A 17,222-nucleotide genomic window follows, 5' to 3' on the forward strand; every position below is an offset into this window, starting at 1 on the left:
ATAAAAATAAATTTCCACGAATGAAGTCTCACCTGACGATTACACTACTACTACTGAGCATACCCTTTTTACTATTTGCCAACCCTGCGTCTTCCGATCCCGGGGACGATGTAAAAGGACTGGTCAAAGGACAGATTGTGGATGCTTCATCCGGAGGGCCTTTGGAGTACGCTACGGTTTCGATCTACCAACTGCCAGATAGCACGCTCGTCACCGGGGGGATCACGGATGGGGAAGGCATTTTTTCCATTGAGCTGAGTACCGGTACCTACTACCTTGAAGTTGCCTTTATTTCCTATCAAAAGCTGGAATCCAAACCTTTTGAAATAGCACGGGGGCGCATGAGTGCCGACTTAGGCAAGATCGAATTACTGCCCGATGCCACAACCCTTGAACAAGTGGAGGTGCGGGCAGAGAAGAGCCGGATGCAGATGTCACTGGACAAGCGAGTATTTAACGTTGGCAAGGACCTGGCGAACCTCGGTGGATCAGCAACCGATGTGCTGGACAACGTACCCTCGGTTACGGTAGATGTGGAAGGCAATGTGAGCCTTCGGGGCAGCGGCGGCGTACGCATCCTGATCAATGGCCGGCCATCCAGCCTCGTCGGTGTGGGCGATACGGACGGTCTCCGCAATATCCCCGCCAACCTGATTGAACGGGTGGAAGTCATTACCAATCCCAGTGCCCGGTACGAAGCCGAGGGTATGGCGGGTATCATCAATATCATCCTCAAGAAAGAAAAGCGGAACGGCTGGAACGGCTCCGTGGATATCACCGCAGGCTACCCCGAGCAAGCTGGCCTGGCGATCAATACCAACTACCGCGTCAAAAATTGGAATTTCTTTGCCAACTACGGCCTGACTTACCGCGACAGCCCGGGCAGTGGCAGCCGCTACCAGGAAGTGTACGACCGCAATGCATTTGGGCCCGATACGACCTTTATTCAGGACCTGACCCGCGACCGCTCCCGCGGCGGCTGGGACAATAACGTCCGCGTAGGTGCCGACTACAGCTTCAGCGAAACGAGTACGCTGACCGCCAATTTCACCTACAGCGTGGAGGATGGCGATAACATTTCTGAGATTACTTACCGCGATTACATCAACAACCTGGATAATCCCACTGGCATCAGTACCCGTACGGATAATGAGCGGGAAGAGGAAAACGACCTGGAATACGTAATGACGTACCGGAAAGAATTCAAGGAGAAGGGGCATCGTTTTACTACGGATATCCGCTTTCAGGATAGCGAAGAGCTCGAAACCTCCGTCATACGGGAAGCTTATTTTACTCCTGAGTTTGAAGAAACCGGAGCCAGTGAACTGGAGCAGCGCTCTAGCAACCTGGAGCTGCAGCGGCAGCTGATCTGGCAGGCCGACTATGTGCGCCCGTTTGCTGAAGAAGGTAAGTTTGAGCTCGGTCTCCGGGCAGGCATCCGGGACATAGAGACTAACTTTCAGGTAGACGAATTTGGTATGGACGGATGGGAGAACCTTCCTGACTTCACCAATAACTTCCTTTTCGATGAGGATGTCTATGCAGCTTATACCAGCATTGGCAACAAGTACGGCGACTTCTCCTTTCAGGCGGGATTGAGAGCAGAGTATACCGAAATGATCACTGAGTTGGTCGCCACTGAGCAGATCAATCCACGGGAGTATTTCAACCTATTCCCCAGTGTATTCGTGGGCTATGATTTGGGCGAGAGCGGCAACTCTATGCAGGTGAGCTACAGTCGCCGTATCAACCGGCCCAACTTCTGGAGCCTGAACCCGTTCTTTAGCTTTAGCGACGCCCGGAACATCTTCACTGGCAACCCCAACCTGAACCCTGAGTTTACTGACTCCTACGAGATCAATTACCTGAAGTACTGGGACAAGGCCTCCATGACGGCGGGTGTCTTCTACCGTTACACTACCGGCAAAACCGAGCGCATTCAGCGGGTGAATTCAGAAGGCATCACCTTTACGCAGCCCGAAAACCTGGCTACCGAAGATGCTTATGGTTTGGATGTGACCTTTTCAGTTTCCCCAACCAAGTGGTGGGACCTCGACGGTAACGTCAACTTCTTCCGCTCTATCATCTCCGGTGTTTCTGAAGGAGGTGAAGACTTGGGCGCAGACGCCATCACTTCTTTTGGCCGCCTGACTTCACAGATTACCCTCTGGGATGAACTGAATACGCAAATCCGCTTCAACTACCGCGCACCGCGCAACGATCCACAGGGCCGCGACAAGTCGATGTACCACATGGACCTGACGTTGAGCAAAGACATTATGGAAAAAAAAGGTACGCTGACCTTCTCCGTAAGTGACGTCTTCAATACCCGCCGCTGGCGCTACATCAATGAAGGCACCGGCTTCTACAGCGAAGGCGACTTTCAGTGGCGCGCCCGTCAGGCCCGTCTGACTTTCTCTTACCGCATCAATCAGCAGAAGAAGCGGCAGGGCAACTACGGTGGCGGCTACGATGGTGGCGGTGGCGACTTCTAAACTTGGTATTTCATACACTACATACTGAAAATACGCAATAGTTGGCTACGGCTGGCTCGCCTTTGGGGGAGCCAGCCTTTTTGTTGTAAAAATCATTAGATATTTGGTTATCAGCAGCAGTGTTCCTCCAAATATGCTTTAAGAAAACCATTAAACATAAAACCAGCATTAATTCCCATTTCCAAACTTATCCACTGTCCCCGCAGCGACATCCACTCCACCGATATTTTCCCTACTTTAGCGCCCGATGAGCACCGAACAGCAAAGCACTGCCCTTTTACTCTTCCTCCGCAATGAGCAGGACGAAGCGCGCTGCAAGCCCCTCGCGGGTAGCCGAAAGGCGAGTGCTGCGCTATTCCAACGGCTCAACCGCTATACACTAAAGCAGGCGCGGCGCACCGGGCTGCCCTTTTTTATCATTCAGGGCGATCAGCAAGTCGGTGCTACCTTTGGAGAACGCTTCGCCAATGCCTATCAGTCGGTCTTTGACTTGGGGTATGAGCGGGTGATTGCGATTGGTAACGACTGCCCCGAGCTGAATACCGGTCTGCTGCTTCAGGCGGTACATCAGCTTGAGCGGCGCACTATGGTCCTGGGCCCAACCCGGGATGGGGGCGCTTATTTGATTGGATTGCAGCGGACTGCTTTCGACCGGGCTGCTTTCGCCAACCTGCCCTGGCAAACAGATACGGTTTATGTAGCGCTTCAGGCGCTGGCCGATCATCCAATAGCCGTACTGAGCACCTCTTTTGATATTGATAAGACCCAAACTTTGCGCCGGCAGTTTTGGCGGGTGCCTGCTGCACTGCGCAGGGTGTTGAGCCGCCTGATGGGGCAGGAGATTGCTGCTGTATTTCAGTTGCATTGGACGGCTTTCCGATCTGCTTTTCTACGTTCCATTGGCCTGCGGGCACCTCCGTCACGGGCTTTCCTGTAGTAGTTCTATATCACATGCTGAACAGTGGGCAAACGCCCAATTGATGAAGAACAGCCTTCGGTTTTGATCTGAACCGTTGGGCGATTCCGTACATCATTTCAAAATCTCACGATCTCAAATACTCACGATCTATGAAAATCAAATTGACGCTCCTCCTGAGCTTCATCACTACTGTTGGTTTGCTGGCACAAGCCGATCTTAATGTCCATCTCATCAATTACCTGACCGATGCGCCTGTGCCCGGTATGGAAGTCCGCCTGCTCAACGAAAGCCGGGGCCTGCAGCGTTCGGCAGTCACTAACGATCAGGGCGTGGCGACTTTCAAAGGGCTGCCCGAAGTAACGGGCTATAAAGTACTGACGGATGAAACTGAGGATTTCCTATCCGGAGAATCTGACCTGTTCAGTATCCGCTCTAATCAGAACCCGACGATCACCCTCTCTTTATTCGAAAACCGGCAGATCGCCCTTGATGCGGTGGAAGTCTCTGCGGCGTCAACGACCCAAATTAACAGCACCGATGCGGAAGTTTCCTTTGAGTTAAAACAACGGGAAATTGAAGAATTGCCCATCGAAGGGCGCGACATCACCCGGGTGCTCTTCCGCCTGCCCAACGTCTCTCAGGCCACCGGCTTCTACCCGGAAGCGCCGAATGTGGCCATCAACGGGGCGAACCCGCTCTTCACGAGCTACCTGATTGATGGCATGGACAATAATGAGCGCTTCCTCGGGGGGCAAAAGTTTGCTATGCCGGTGGGCTTTGCCCGCAATATCACTGTGCTGACCAACAACTACAGCGCGGAGTACGGCCTTACGGCAAATGGTATCGTCAACATCACCACCCGTAGCGGCAGCAACGAGTTTGGCGGCGAGGCTTTCTTCATTACCCGCCCGGGGCCGGTCATCGACGGGCAGTCGGACTTTGCGCAGCGCGACCTCTCCGGCAACGCGGTCAGGGACGGCTTCCAGCGCTATCAGGCGGGTGTGGGCTTTGGCGGAGCGATCGTCAAGGATCGGACGTTTTACTACCTCAATGTGGAGCATACCACCGACCTCAAGGACAATCTCCTGAATACCGACGCACTGGGCGTCAACGAAACCGTACGGGGCGAAAACAACTTTACTTACATCTCCGGGAAGCTCGACCACAACTGGAGCCCGCGCTTCACCTCCAGCCTGCGGGCAAATGTCGGCCTGGTGAATATTGAGAATCAGGGGGGTGGGCTCGATGGGGGCGTCACCTTCCCTTCCGCAGGCAGCGTGCAGGACCGCAACTCGGTTTTGGTGGCCCTGAAAAATAATTACATCGGCGATAATTTCAGCGCACAGACTAATGTACAGTACAGCCGCTTTCGCTGGAACTACGGGCGGGCGCTGAATGGCCCCGGCCCGCAAGTGACCTTGCTCAACCCCAACGACATCACAGTTGGCGTGTTGGGGCATCCCGGCTTCATCTTTGACGAAACCGAAAACACCCTTCAATTCCAGCAAAAGTTCAACTATTACGCAGGAAACCACACCCTAAAGGCCGGGCTGTCGGTCATCTCCGCTGACCATCAGCTCTTCGGTGGGGGGAATGTCAATGGCAACTATACCGTGCGCCTCACCCAAGGTCAACTCGATCAGGTGCGAGGCCTCGGCCGGGGCAGTGCTCTGAATGTGAATGATATCCCTAGCGATGTGCAGGTGCTTGGCTATGCCGTAGAGTTGCGCCCCACTTCCTTTGGTGCCCGTCAGACCATCTACTCGGCTTACCTGGAAGACGAATGGCGGGCTACTTCCCGTCTGACCGCAACCCTGGGCTTGCGCTATGACTACGACGACCTCTCCGCAGGAGGGGCGAGCGAAGGCGATCTCAATAATATCGCCCCACGCCTCAATCTCAATTACAAACTCAGTAGCCGCAGCAGCCTGCGCGGTGGGTACGGTATCTTTTACGAAAAAATCCCCTACGCTATCTACAGCGATGCTCTGCAGCAAAATACCACAAGCGCCGACTACCGCAAGCAAATCCAATACTTTGTTGATCAGGGTGTCTTGCCAGCCAGTACGGACGTGGATGCGGTCACCTTTGCGGGCAACCTCAGCGGCTTTGCTTCTAATGTCGGTTATCTGGAAGGGCCTTCAGCGGAGAGCCTGCAGGAGCAGCGTGAGGGCGTCTTTAGCAACGAACGCCGCATCCTCAACCCCAACGGCTACGACAACCCCTACACCCACCAAATGGCGCTGGGCTATCAGCTGCAGATGAACAGCAACAGCCTGTTCTTTGTAGACCTGGTGCACAACCGCTCCTTCAATCTGCTGCGCCTGCGCAACCTTAATGCCGCTGCGCCTTACAAGATCGACCCGGATGACCCGCAGGTCCGCACTATCGCCGAAGCCGATGCTTCCCGCGCCCTACCTATTGTCAATGGCAATAGCGCCATCATCAATGGGGAAACCCTGACTGGCGTAGCCCGCAATGTGGTGATGAGCGAAACGGCCGGCGAGTCACGCTACTACGCGGCAAGCTTTAATTTCCAAAAGGCGAGGGGAGAGGACGACTATAGTTTCCGCCTCAATTACACCCTGTCTTATCTGGAAAACAACACAGAAGACATCAACTTCCGCGCCATGGATGCCAATGACTTCGAAGCCGATTGGGGCCCGAGCATCAACGACCGCCGCCACATCATTAATACCATTTTCACCTACTATCCGGTGGAGAACCTGTCCCTGACCGTCGCTGGCCTGATTCAGAGCGGGCAGCCGATCAACCGCACCCCTCTGCCGGTCAGTTACGTAGTAGTGGATGAGAATGGCAACCCTGTGCAGCAGCAGCTCACCGGCCCGGGCGGTACTCCCGCCTTCGACCAAAACGGCGACCCTATCCTGGTAGATGTCACCGCTTCCACTACCGACCTGAACGGTGATGGCGCATCTTTTGGTGATGCCTATGTAGGCAACAGTGACCGTTTCCCCGGCGAGAGCCGCAACAGCGACCGTCTGCCCTGGTCCAATACCTTTGATGTGGGCTTGCAGTACGATTTTCAGATTGGCGATAGTGAATTGCAGCTGCGGGCGGATGTATTCAATGTCTTCAATACCCAAAACCTGAGCGGCTACAGCAACAACGCCACGCAGTCTAATCAGATTCAGCCCGGTTCGGCAGCGAGCGGATTGCTGGTGCGCCGCAACGCGAGTGCACCACGGCAGTTTCAGTTCACGCTGCGGTACGCGTTTTAGTATTATGCAGCTCTACCTGGCTTCGCCGGGTAGACAGGTTTTACGCAGTCGTGGTGAAAATGAGAACTTCGTTAGAAGTCCCACGTTGCTACCCCCCGGCTAACATCAAGGAAACTGACCTCGTAGAGGTCGCATATAAGTAGTTATGAAGCAATTTGAAAATAATACCACCACCATGATCAAAGCAGCCGTCATCGACAACGGCATCGTCGGGCTCCGCGAGAGCTACCTCGATCAGCCGCACGTGCAGTACGATTTCCTGCCTACCCATCAGGCCACCGCGCCGGACTTCAGTCCATATGACTTGCTCGTGGTGCCCAACGGTACCGATCAGGTAGCGATGTACCGCTGGCGGAAAGCTGTACAATCCTTTCTGAATCAGGGCAAAACGCTATTTTGCTTCGACGGCTGGTTCACCAACTGGCTGCCTGGCAGTCAGTGGCTGGCCGACAACAGCAAAAAGACCATCGACATCCGCTACACCCTGAAAGCCGACCGCTACGGGCTGTTTGAAGGCGTAGACCTCGACCACTTTATCTTCTCCAACGGCATCAGCGGCTGGTGGGCCTGCGGCTACATTCGGCCTGCTCCCCAAGCGGAAGTAGTGGTCGCCGATACCTGGGGGCGCTGCATCATGCTGCTCGATGAGCAGACCACCCCGGGCACGATCTTCGCCACCGCCAGCGGGCCGCTTGGCGATTACGCCTACGGCACTACCGACGATGCGGGCTCTATGGAAGGCCTGACCAGGCTGTACCACAATTTACTCACCAAACTCATCAAAACACCGGTATCATGATAGGATTGTTTTTCAACGGCGTCTGGTCGCAGTACGCTTTCGCGAAAGCGGGAAAATATAAGGAGCTGTACCGCCTGCTGTACATTCACGAACTCACTGAAGATTCCCTGCAAGGGCTGAAGGCTATCGCCCTGCCTTTTCAGTCTAATCAGGCAGCCATCCGGGAGCGCAAAGACCTGATTTATGGCTTCCTGGAGCAAGGCGGTAAAGTCTTCGTCGCCGGCGACAGTACCGCCGATTGGCTCGATGCGCAGTGGGAGGACCGCCCGGTCAATAATTTCTGGTGGGTAAAAGACCCCACTAACCCACCCGTTTCCAAAACCGACTACAGCCACCCGGTTTACGATGGGTTGAGTGCCCGCCACGCCTGCTGGCACACCCACGGCGTGTACACCCGCATACCGGAGCACGCCCGGGTGGTGCAGACCAACGGCAGGGGAGAGGTCATCTCCTGGGAGACGAACCACTACGGGGGTACCCTATTCGCCACCACGTTGGACCCGATTGTCGAGCACGGCATTCAACAAATCACCCACCTCGATCATTACGTCGATAAGCTGACCGAATGGCTCTGCGGGGTGAAGCCGGAAGGGCGGTTTGAAATGCAGGCGGCAGATTATGGCGTGGCCTGGGAAAACCATTAGTAAGAAACGAAGCAAAACCATGACAAGACCTACTTTTTTCAGCCTTGTGCTGGCGCTTTTATTGTCGGCCTGCGGGGATGGTACCGCACCGGAAACCGCGCAGGAAGCCCTTTCCCAAATGAGCTGGCCTGAAATCGAAGCCGAAGCCCGGGGCGCCACCCTTACCCACATGATGTGGACCGGCGACCCGCTCATCAACGACTACATGCAAAGCTACGTGAAGCCGGAAGTGAAGCAGCGCTACGGCATCGAGCTCAATATCGTAAGCGGCCAGGGCTCGACCATCGTACAGACGATGATGGCGGAACTGCAGGCCGGCAAAACCGACAGCGAAGTCGACATGATGTGGATCAACGGGGAGACCTTCTACCAGTTGCGGCAGATCAAAGGGCTGCACGGGCCCTGGACGGAGCAGCTGCCCAATGCGCAGTTTATTGATTTAGACAACCCCTTCATAGGCGTCGACTTTCAGCAGCCGGTAGACGGGTACGAATGCCCCTGGGGTAATGTGCAGATGGCCATCATCTACGATACCCTGCGCACGCCCAATCCACCGCAGAACCGGGCAGAGCTGCTGGCTTACGCCAAAGCCCACCCCGGCACGTTTACCATAGACACCCGCTTCACCGGACTAACCTTCCTAAAAGCTCTGCTGATTGATATTGCCGGGGGACAGAAGGCGCTGGCCGGCGGCTTCGACGAAGCCAAATACGGGCAGTACGCCCCTCAGTTGTGGGACTACCTGCGCGAGCTCAAGCCCTACCTCTGGAAAGAAGGTCAATCCTTCCCGGAAGGCGTAGCGCCCATGCATCAGATGTTTGCCAATGGGGAATTGCATTTCACCATGAGCAACAATGATTGTGAGGTAGACAACAAGATTATGCAGGGCGTTTTCCCGGAAACTGCCCGTGGTTACGTATGGGAGCTGGGGACCATTCAGAATTCCCATTACCTGGGCATCGCCAAACACTCGGCTCACAAAGCGGCAGCTATGGTGGTCGCCAATTTTATGATCTCCCCGGAGGCACAGTACCGCAAAATGGACCCGGCGGTCTGGGGCGACGGCACTGTGCTCAGCCTGGATAAACTGCCCGAAGACTGGGCTGGGAAGTTCCGCAACCTGCCCAACCGGCAGTACGCGCCCAACCGGGAGGCCATTCAGGACAAAGCGCTGATGGAGCTGGCCCCGGAGTATATGATCCGTTTGGCGGAGGACTTTCGTAAAGAAATCATTGAGGGCTGATGCAGGAACGTTGGGCGGCATACAGCAGCAGGAGCCTTTTTGTATGGTTAGCAGCAGTGCCGATTGTAGCCGGTGTGAGCTATGCCTTACTCTACAGCCTGGGACTGATCGGCATAATGGCGGAAGGCCTCACCCTGGTGCACTGGCAGGAAGTGCTGACTGATACTGCCTTTTGGCGCACCTTGGGCTTCAGCCTGTTTGTGGCGGCAGTGAGTATTCTGCTTTCACTGCTGCTGGCGCTGGCGCTGGTACTGCGGGCCCCACAGGCGTTCACCCGGGGCACGCTGTCGTTCTTCATCTATTTGCCCCTGAGCATACCGGCTATTGTGATGGCTTTTTTCATCTTCCAATTACTGGGCAAAGGCGGCTGGCTGTCGCGGCTATCGTATCAGCTGGGTCTCATCAGCGCGCTGGAGCAGTTTCCGGACTGGGTGAATGACAACTATGGCATCGGCATCATCGTGGCGCATGTGATCATGGCGACGCCCTTTTTTACCATCTTCTTTGCCAACCTTTACCAAAACGAACGCCTGGGCGAGTACCTGCAACTGGCGGCTACGCTTGGCGCGAAAAAACGGCAGCGTATCTTCCGGGTAGCGGTACCGGTGCTACTACGCAGAGGACTGGCCACCGTATTTCTGTACTTCATGTTTGTCATGGGCAGTTACGAAATCCCTCTGCTCGTGGGCAGTCAATCGGTGCAGATGGTTTCTGTCCGGACCATACAGCGGCTACAGCGGTACAATTTGGGCGATATCCCTGAAGCTTACGCTATCAGTGTAGCCTACACGGTCATGGTCGTGATTTTACTGGGCGGCCTGCTGTGGTACAATCGAAAACAAATGGGCCGCGCATGAGCAGACTCACCAAAATAGTGCTGATCGGGCTGATCCTGTTCCCCTTCGCCTTCCTGCTGATGCTGTCGCTGGGAAGGCAGTGGCCCTACCCGGTGTTGTTACCGGAGCAGTGGTCGCTGAGCAACTGGCAAGTGGTTTTGGGCGGCAGCGAAGGCTTAGGCAACAGTGTGCTGCTTTCGGTGTTATTATCGCTAAGTGTGGCTACGCTGTCCACGGGGCTGAGTTTCTGGGTGAGCCGGCATATCGCCTACCACCCGAAGCGGGAAGCCTGGCTGAGCCTGGCGTACTTTCCGTACGTCTTTGCGCCGGTCATCCTGGCGGCCTGCCTGCAGTTCTTTTTCATCGTGGGCGGGCTGTACGGGACCTTTGGGGGCGTATTGCTGGCGCAGTTGTTCATCACCTTCCCCTACGGTGTGATTTTCTTCAGCAGCTTCTGGAATGAGCGGCTGCGTAGTATGGAAGAATTGGTAAAAACCCTTGGCGGCAGTACCCGTCAGGCTTACGCCAAAGTATTGGTGCCGGTGGCAAAGGGCGCGCTGATGACCTGCTTTTTTCAGCTGTTCCTTATCTCCTGGTTCGAGTACGGGCTCACCAACCTGATCGGGGTGGGGAAGGTGCCGACGCTGACGCTGCGGGTCTTTCAGTATGTGAACGAAGCCAATGTTTTTTTGGCGGCCCTGGCGAGTTGCCTGTTGATTATGCCCCCGGTAATCTTGTTGTGGCTGAACCGGCAAGTCGTATTTCAGGAACGGAACATTTGATCGTATGACAACAACGAAGAAAGCAGCAGATGCTGGAAATTAAACAGATCAGTAAGCAATTCAGAGGAGAAGCAGTCCTGCGGGACCTGAGCTTTACGCTGCAACAGCACGAAATGCTGAGCATCCTCGGGCGCTCTGGCAGCGGCAAGACCACGCTGTTGAAAGTGCTGGCCGGACTGGAAGCCGCCGATAGTGGTACGGTGCTCCTGGAAGGAAAAGATCTATCTCAAAAGCCCGCAAATCAGCGTGGTATCGTTTACCTCTATCAGGAGGCCCTGTTGTTCCCGCATTTGAACGTATTTGAGAACATCGCTTTTGGTTTACGGCTGCGAAAAGTGCCGGAGATGGAAGTGCGCAGGAAGGTGGGCCACCTGCTGGAACGGCTGCAACTACCGGAACAGTCCACGAAAATGCCAGAGCAATTGTCCGGTGGGCAGCGGCAGCGCGTAGCTTTCGGGCGGGCACTTGTCATCGAACCACAGGTGCTGCTGCTGGACGAGCCCTTCGGGGCCCTCGATACCGAGACCCGCCGCAGCATGCAGCAACTGCTCAAGCGGGTGGCTAAAGACCTCGGGCTGACCGCCATCTTTGTGACCCACGACCTCAAGGAAGCCATGCTCATGGGCGACCGCCTCGGCATGATGGACGGTGGGCAATTAAAAATATACGGAAACCGCGCCGAATTTATTGCGGATGAACAAACCGGTGCCCTGGAGGAAGCCCGGTTTTGGACAGACCTTCAAAGCATAAAACTGACAAAATGAAAGTAGACTTCAATCACTGCGAATCTTTATACTGGGTTTTTACCCAATTGTGCAACGACGAGTGCGACCACTGCTACAATGATTCCGGTCCCTACGGTGCCCGCATCAGCGAGGAAGAGTGCATGATGATCATTGATAACTTGCCGGAGCGCATCGACCGCATCATCCTTTCCGGGGGAGAGCCTATCGCGGACCGCAAAAAGCTGTACAATATCCTGGATGCCTTGCGGGAACGCTATACTGATCAGGGCACTCAAATCATGCTGCAAACCAACGGCGACCTGCTGACCGAAGAAATCCTGGACACCCTCATCGAAAAGGGCGTGACCCGCTTCGACATCGCGAGCATTGACCGTTTCCACAAAAAAGCAGGTGCCCGCCTGATGGAGCTGGCCGAGCTGTTCGATTCCCGTGGCGTTAACGGAGAGGACAAGGACCCGCTGGTGGACAAGCAAAACTACCTGCATGGCCATCCGCTGAGTTGGGGTGCCTGGGGCGCTACCGATGACATGTGGCTGGGGGGCAACTGGGCCCGTGGCCGTGCCATAGAAAAAGACATCTGGAAGCGCGACCCCGAGCACAACTTCTGTACCATCCTCTCCGGTGCCCGCAACTTCCTGGGCGGCTACGAGGACATCCCGCAGGAAATTAGCATTCAGCTTTGGCGGATTAACCCCTGCTGCCCGGGCACGAAATTCCCCATGGGCGATGCCCGGAAGGAAAAAGTAGCCGATGTGCTGGCGCGCATGGCTGAGCACCCCGTTTTCAAAAAGCTGAACGAAGGCGACCCCTGGCGCATGGGCGAGCACCTGGGCGTATCGGAGGCCGAAGCCAAAGCCCGTACCCGGGAGCTGGAAAACATCTGTCTGTACTGCGATGCCTTCTTCAATGACCACCTGCAGGATATGAACCCGGATACCTTCGTGGAGTTGCCGGTAGTGAATGCGTAAACGAACATCTGCTGCCCGCCTGCCTTTCACCAGTAAAAGCAATTATGAAAGTACTGATTATTGGAGCGAACGGGCAAATCGGCACACAGCTGGTAGATAAACTTAAAGACAGCCAACACGAGCCGGTGCCCATGGTGCGGAAGGAAGAAGACGTGAATACCTTTAAGGAAAAGGGAACTAATCCGGTACTGGCCGATCTGGAAGAAGACATTGGCCATGCCTTTCAGGGTATAGATGCCGTAGTGTTTACCGCAGGCTCCGGTGCCGATACCGGGGAGGAAAAAACTGAACTGGTAGACAAGAAGGGCGCTGTCAAAGCCATTAACGAAGCCAAGTCCAAAGGCATCGACCGGTTCGTTATGGTCAGTGCCTTCGGTGCCGACTTTGAGCCGAAAGAATGGCCCGACTCCATGAAGCACTACTACGAAGCCAAGGCTGCCGCCGACAACCACCTCATTTCCTCCGGGCTGAACTACACCATCCTCAAGCCGGGCCGCCTGACCAACGACAGTGGACAGGGTAAGGTAGACATCGCTGAGCGTACGCAGGAGCGTATGGGCGAAATCCCTCGCGAAGACGTGGCCACGACCATACGGGAAATCCTGGACCGCCCGAATACCTACCAGGGCTCTTATGAGATGCTGCAGGGATATCAGCCGATTGAGCAGGCGGTGGAGCGGATTTAATAACTGCCAATTGGCTTACTATTGCCAAAGCCTCTGCCTCACCACCGGGCTGTACCTCGTCTTTTGCCCCAACAATATTGCCTACCCGGACATTGTGCGCGAGGGGGAGGAAGACTTTGACGGCACAACCATTCAGGCTTACATTATCCCCTACGATGAGGAACGCTGGGATTGATTTTTAATAAAAAACGGACCGCATATTTCTATACGGTCCGGGGGTTCAGTCGATAATAAGGGGGAATATTCTATTTACTGACCGTTAACCTTTACCAGTCTTATCGTTCGGTCCCGTCCGGCATCATTCAGTCGGAGGAAGTAGTAGCCGTTGGGCAGGTGGCTGAGGTCAAGTGTTTCCTGTAATACTGAACTGTTGGTCATGGACCGGATACGCGTTAACCGGACTTTGCCATTCATATCTACTACGGTCAGGGTGCACGGAGCGCCGCTGTTAACGTTTGCATTTACCGTAACCGCATCATAAACCGGGTTCGGGAAAGCCTGGAATTGGACCTCGGAAACTACAGGCGGTTCCTGCGTTGGACTAACCGCTGCAATCTGGCTCGCTGGCTCCGGCGTATCAGGTGTAGTCAGGGCCAGGTTCGGAATCGTAGCATTGGTGTTATTGAAAGCAATAAAAGCAATGGCTTCGTCCATATGCCAGCGCTCGCTATCCGAAATTTGGTCTTCATCTACAGACAATTCGAACGTTTGATTGCTGAAAGGCGCCGCACCATAGAGGACAGGCCAGTGCCCGTCGCCTCCTTTAATGCCCGCTACGCTGAGAACAGCACCATTGGGGGCGGGGACGACTGTATTGTAGGTATCATTCGCGTTTTGCCCGCCAATGATATCCGGCCCAACTCCAGCTTCAAGCATAACGCCGCTAAGGTTGTACTGCCCGGCTTCCATAAGGATATAGCCGATAGTCTCCACTGCCCGGTCCGTGATGGTATCGGCAGCAATGTGCTTGCCCATAGCATAGCTGTCAGGCTTGGCGGGGTTGCCGGAATGGTTGCCTTCGGATGCCCAGAATACGGACCAGCGGGTATCGTTTTCACTCATGACCTGCCCCAGCAGCACTGGTTGTGTGTAGGATTGTTCCATTTCGCGTTTTTCGCGGGCAGACCACCAAGAGCTGGTATTCGCCGTTTCAAGGGCGCTCACGAATCCGGCTTCCATGGTAATACCATCGTATTCTGCCCGGTATTGACCTGCTTCCACGGCTATAAAGTGGACGTTGTAGAGGCTGTCCGTTGATCCACCCGGGTTCTGGACTTTTAATTCAAAGGTGTTTCCAACTGCATTTCTTACCCGTGGGACGACAGGTGCATAATCATAACTGGGTAGTTGTACAGTGGCCACTACGACCATTTCCTCAAAACTCCGGTTGAGGGCCACCGTTTGCCAGGTATCCGTCACCCCGTCAATCAGGCCGCTCTCGATGGGCATGGTGGTGGCATCTCCCACATTCGGGTCGCAGGCATCGGGAATCCCATCGTTATCGGTATCTATATTGTCATCCCCATTCTCACAGATATCTTCCCAGTTGCATACGCCATCGCCATCAGTGTCCATGGGGATACCCGCGCAACCGCAGTCCGCGGTATAAACATCCAGAATAGTACAATCAATGCCATCATCACAGGGTCGGCCAATCAGGTTGTCATTGCAGTCATCACAAGCATCAGGTATGCCGTCTTCATCCACATCAGCCCGGTCGTTAAAGCCCGGGCAGGCATCTTCGGCATCACAAACGCCATCAAGGTCGGCATCATAGCGGCAGAGCTGGCTTTCGAATGCCAGATAGGCAACCTGTTCGTTGGTGTGGGCACGCTCGTCGTCGTGAATCTGATCTTCATCTACGACCAGTCGGATTAGGCCGGGCTCAATGGGGTAGGTGCCGAAAAGGACGGGCCAGTAGCCATTACCGCCATCCATACCTGCTGCGCTAAGCACCGCACCCCGTGCAACATCATGCTGAAGCTCATACGTAAAGCCCGTGTTGTTGGGGCCTTTTATAATATCGGTGCCCAGTCCTGCTTCCAGCTTGCTGCCCCGCACTTCGTATTCGCCTGCTTCTACTATGATTAACCCGATAGATTCTGTGCCCCGCTCGGTATCATAGTCTTCTCCTTTGTGTTTGCCTGCCGCCAGGCTGCCCATCTCCGGAGGGTGTGCGGAGTGGTTACCCCGGGAAGCCCAGAAAACAGACCAGGCTTCGTCTTCGGTCGTCATGACTTGTCCGAGCACCACCGGCTGCTCATAGTACTGCCGGAAGGTACGCTGCTCCCGGTTAGCCCACCAATTGGAGGCATCTGCGGTTTTGAGGGCAGGCTCCAGGCGGGCTTCCATTTTTATGCCATCGTATGCTGTGGTGTAGGTACCGCCCTCTGCAACCAGGTAGTACACGGCGTAGGCGTCGGTGGTGCTACCCCCGGGGTTTTGAATCTTCAGTTCAAAGCTGTTGCCCTGCGCATTGCGGATACGCGTGACTACGGGCAGGGCATCTTTGTGGGGCAGGTGAGGAGTAGCAATGACGACCATAGAGTCATAAGACTCGCTTAGGGTGATGGTCTGCCAGTCTGTTGTTACCGCACGAGCCATTCCTGTTTCCAGGGGGAGGTCAGCAGCGGACCCGACGTGGGGGTCACAAATATCAGAAATCTGGTCTCCGTCTTCATCAATAATACGCCCGCCGCAATTGCAGTCCCGGTCCAGTACGTCCTCAACGGTACAGGGGTCGCCATCGTCACAGGGCGTACCGCCCTCAGGGCAGCCATCACAAATAGAAACCTCCACGCGGTCCAGGTTGGGGCCCCAGCCGCTGACCGGGCGCAGGGTGATGGTATGCTCCCCGGGCGTGAAGTTGTGGCTGAGGGTGATCTCCTGCCAGTCTTCCCAATCTGCCGTTTCCGGAAAAGTGACTTCTTCAACAGCGGTCCCCCCGTCAATAAGCAGCTTGAGATAGCGGTCGCGATTGCCGGAGGTATAGCGGATTTTAAGCTCGTGTTCCCCGGGCAGGGTCGTGTTTACCGGCAGGGTGATAAACTCGGTGGTGTCATTATTGAAATCGACGTAGCCATAGCCGAAAAACTGCGGGATGTTGTTGCGAAGCATCACGCCACCGTGCAAAAAGCCTTCTGCTTCATAAGCGATATTCTGACAAGGGTCTACACCATCGGGCAAGCCATCTCCATCAGAGTCCAGTGCTTTGCCCGCACAGTTGCAGTTGTTGTCATATTGGTCATTAACGGTATAGACATTCTGATCGTCACAAACCGCGCCGGCACCAGGGCAATCACAAGCCAGAGTACCTGCCCCGGATAGCGCCGGCCAGTTGCTGACGGTCAAAGGAGCATTGCCATCGTTGGGCGTTTGCCGGTTGAAAGCGGTATGGGCGGCAGCAAAGGCGATGATGGGGTCACCGCCCTGCTGACGTACGTCAAAGCAAATGGTCCCAAGGGTAACCGTAGCTGCTTCGTCCATCTCGAGGCAGGGGGGCATGTCATCATTGAGCAGGAGGGTGAGGCTAAATTGCCCGGGATGGGAATAGGCGTCAAACTCATGTGCAGACCATGGGCTCATTGCCCCATCTACGCAGTCTTGTCCGCCGTTATAAGCTAGGGGCTCGTAGTTATGGAACACCAAGGCCTCCGCATTGTAAGTGAGCAGTAGGGAAGAGGTACCCATGCTGATGGGATCTCCACTATCGGACTCCAGTACGATATCGGTGCAATACCGGTACAAGTTACAATCTTTGGAAGCTTGAAGCTGCAAGGCAACGCTTTGAGCCAGGAGCGGTCCACTGCTGAAAAGAGCGTACACCAATAAGTTCAGAAGTATTGTGGTCCTTTTCATCATT

The 17,222-nt window shown here is 55.0% G+C and carries 13 protein-coding genes; 12 read left to right on the top strand and 1 reads right to left on the bottom strand.

Translation table 11 applies throughout. The features are described from left to right. Nucleotides 1-20 precede the first annotated feature (20 nt). The 12 genes from RIC19_RS12675 to RIC19_RS12730 all read left to right on the top strand — a co-directional run bounded on the left by RIC19_RS12675 (nucleotide 21) and on the right by RIC19_RS12730 (nucleotide 13,535). The gene (locus RIC19_RS12675; RefSeq protein ID WP_350178695.1) at nucleotides 21-2,495 is read left to right on the top strand and encodes a TonB-dependent receptor; all 2,475 of its coding nucleotides are present in this window, start codon (nucleotides 21-23) and stop codon (nucleotides 2,493-2,495) included. Between the two features lie 247 nt (nucleotides 2,496-2,742). After that, complete coding sequence (locus RIC19_RS12680; RefSeq protein ID WP_350178696.1) at nucleotides 2,743-3,432, top strand: TIGR04282 family arsenosugar biosynthesis glycosyltransferase; 690 nt, start codon at nucleotides 2,743-2,745, stop codon at nucleotides 3,430-3,432. A gap of 131 nt (nucleotides 3,433-3,563) precedes the next feature. Further along, complete coding sequence (locus tag RIC19_RS12685) at nucleotides 3,564-6,656, top strand: TonB-dependent receptor (RefSeq protein ID WP_350178697.1); 3,093 nt, start codon at nucleotides 3,564-3,566, stop codon at nucleotides 6,654-6,656. Nucleotides 6,657-6,801: 145 nt separating this feature from the next. Beyond that, complete coding sequence (locus RIC19_RS12690; RefSeq protein WP_350178698.1) at nucleotides 6,802-7,455, top strand: hypothetical protein; 654 nt, start codon at nucleotides 6,802-6,804, stop codon at nucleotides 7,453-7,455. Further along, nucleotides 7,452-8,099 carry a hypothetical protein gene (locus RIC19_RS12695; RefSeq protein WP_350178699.1) on the top strand — a complete coding sequence of 216 codons (648 nt, stop codon included), beginning with the start codon at nucleotides 7,452-7,454 and terminating at the stop codon, nucleotides 8,097-8,099. The genes RIC19_RS12690 and RIC19_RS12695 overlap by 4 nt, the downstream gene beginning before the upstream one ends. A gap of 19 nt (nucleotides 8,100-8,118) precedes the next feature. Continuing rightward, a complete protein-coding gene (locus RIC19_RS12700; protein WP_350178700.1) occupies nucleotides 8,119-9,342 on the top strand; it encodes an ABC transporter substrate-binding protein in 1,224 nt (407 codons plus the stop codon). After that, the gene (locus RIC19_RS12705; protein WP_350178701.1) at nucleotides 9,342-10,199 is read left to right on the top strand and encodes an ABC transporter permease subunit; all 858 of its coding nucleotides are present in this window, start codon (nucleotides 9,342-9,344) and stop codon (nucleotides 10,197-10,199) included. Before RIC19_RS12700 ends, RIC19_RS12705 begins: the two co-directional genes overlap by 1 nt. Next, entirely contained in the window at nucleotides 10,196-10,960 is a 765-nt protein-coding gene (locus RIC19_RS12710; RefSeq protein WP_350178702.1) for an ABC transporter permease, read from the top strand. Before RIC19_RS12705 ends, RIC19_RS12710 begins: the two co-directional genes overlap by 4 nt. 29 nt (nucleotides 10,961-10,989) lie before the next feature. After that, nucleotides 10,990-11,724, top strand: a complete 735-nt coding sequence (locus RIC19_RS12715; RefSeq protein WP_350178703.1) for an ABC transporter ATP-binding protein — start codon at nucleotides 10,990-10,992, stop codon at nucleotides 11,722-11,724. Then, nucleotides 11,721-12,674 carry a radical SAM protein gene (locus RIC19_RS12720; RefSeq protein ID WP_350178704.1) on the top strand — a complete coding sequence of 318 codons (954 nt, stop codon included), beginning with the start codon at nucleotides 11,721-11,723 and terminating at the stop codon, nucleotides 12,672-12,674. The genes RIC19_RS12715 and RIC19_RS12720 overlap by 4 nt, the downstream gene beginning before the upstream one ends. Nucleotides 12,675-12,718: 44 nt before the next feature. Continuing rightward, nucleotides 12,719-13,360 (top strand): SDR family oxidoreductase, encoded by a 642-nt coding sequence (locus tag RIC19_RS12725; RefSeq protein WP_350178705.1) that lies wholly within the window; start codon nucleotides 12,719-12,721, stop codon nucleotides 13,358-13,360. 10 nt (nucleotides 13,361-13,370) lie between these two features. After that, complete coding sequence (locus tag RIC19_RS12730) at nucleotides 13,371-13,535, top strand: hypothetical protein (RefSeq protein ID WP_350178706.1); 165 nt, start codon at nucleotides 13,371-13,373, stop codon at nucleotides 13,533-13,535. A gap of 74 nt (nucleotides 13,536-13,609) precedes the next feature. Here the strand turns inward: RIC19_RS12730 and RIC19_RS12735 are convergent, their stop codons facing one another. Next, nucleotides 13,610-17,221: a T9SS type A sorting domain-containing protein gene (locus RIC19_RS12735; protein ID WP_350178707.1), complete on the bottom strand. Its 3,612-nt coding sequence runs from the start codon at nucleotides 17,219-17,221 to the stop codon at nucleotides 13,610-13,612. Between the last annotated feature and the right edge of the window lies 1 nt (nucleotide 17,222).

Origin of the sequence: Phaeodactylibacter sp., assembly GCF_040219495.1 — a bacterium.
GTDB lineage: Bacteria > Bacteroidota > Bacteroidia > Chitinophagales > Saprospiraceae > Phaeodactylibacter.

What these genes read in the sequence shown, in the direction of transcription:
- RIC19_RS12705 (WP_350178701.1), top strand. Translation starts at nt 9,342, where the DNA reads ATGCAGGAACGTTGGGCGGCATACAGCAGCAGGAGCCTTTTTGTATGG.
- RIC19_RS12695 (WP_350178699.1), top strand. Translation starts at nt 7,452, where the DNA reads ATGATAGGATTGTTTTTCAACGGCGTCTGGTCGCAGTACGCTTTCGCG.
- RIC19_RS12680 (WP_350178696.1), top strand. Translation starts at nt 2,743, where the DNA reads ATGAGCACCGAACAGCAAAGCACTGCCCTTTTACTCTTCCTCCGCAAT.
- RIC19_RS12685 (WP_350178697.1), top strand. Translation starts at nt 3,564, where the DNA reads ATGAAAATCAAATTGACGCTCCTCCTGAGCTTCATCACTACTGTTGGT.
- RIC19_RS12735 (WP_350178707.1), bottom strand. Translation starts at nt 17,221, where the DNA reads ATGATGAAAAGGACCACAATACTTCTGAACTTATTGGTGTACGCTCTT.
- RIC19_RS12725 (WP_350178705.1), top strand. Translation starts at nt 12,719, where the DNA reads ATGAAAGTACTGATTATTGGAGCGAACGGGCAAATCGGCACACAGCTG.
- RIC19_RS12710 (WP_350178702.1), top strand. Translation starts at nt 10,196, where the DNA reads ATGAGCAGACTCACCAAAATAGTGCTGATCGGGCTGATCCTGTTCCCC.
- RIC19_RS12715 (WP_350178703.1), top strand. Translation starts at nt 10,990, where the DNA reads ATGCTGGAAATTAAACAGATCAGTAAGCAATTCAGAGGAGAAGCAGTC.
- RIC19_RS12690 (WP_350178698.1), top strand. Translation starts at nt 6,802, where the DNA reads ATGAAGCAATTTGAAAATAATACCACCACCATGATCAAAGCAGCCGTC.
- RIC19_RS12700 (WP_350178700.1), top strand. Translation starts at nt 8,119, where the DNA reads ATGACAAGACCTACTTTTTTCAGCCTTGTGCTGGCGCTTTTATTGTCG.
- RIC19_RS12675 (WP_350178695.1), top strand. Translation starts at nt 21, where the DNA reads ATGAAGTCTCACCTGACGATTACACTACTACTACTGAGCATACCCTTT.
- RIC19_RS12720 (WP_350178704.1), top strand. Translation starts at nt 11,721, where the DNA reads ATGAAAGTAGACTTCAATCACTGCGAATCTTTATACTGGGTTTTTACC.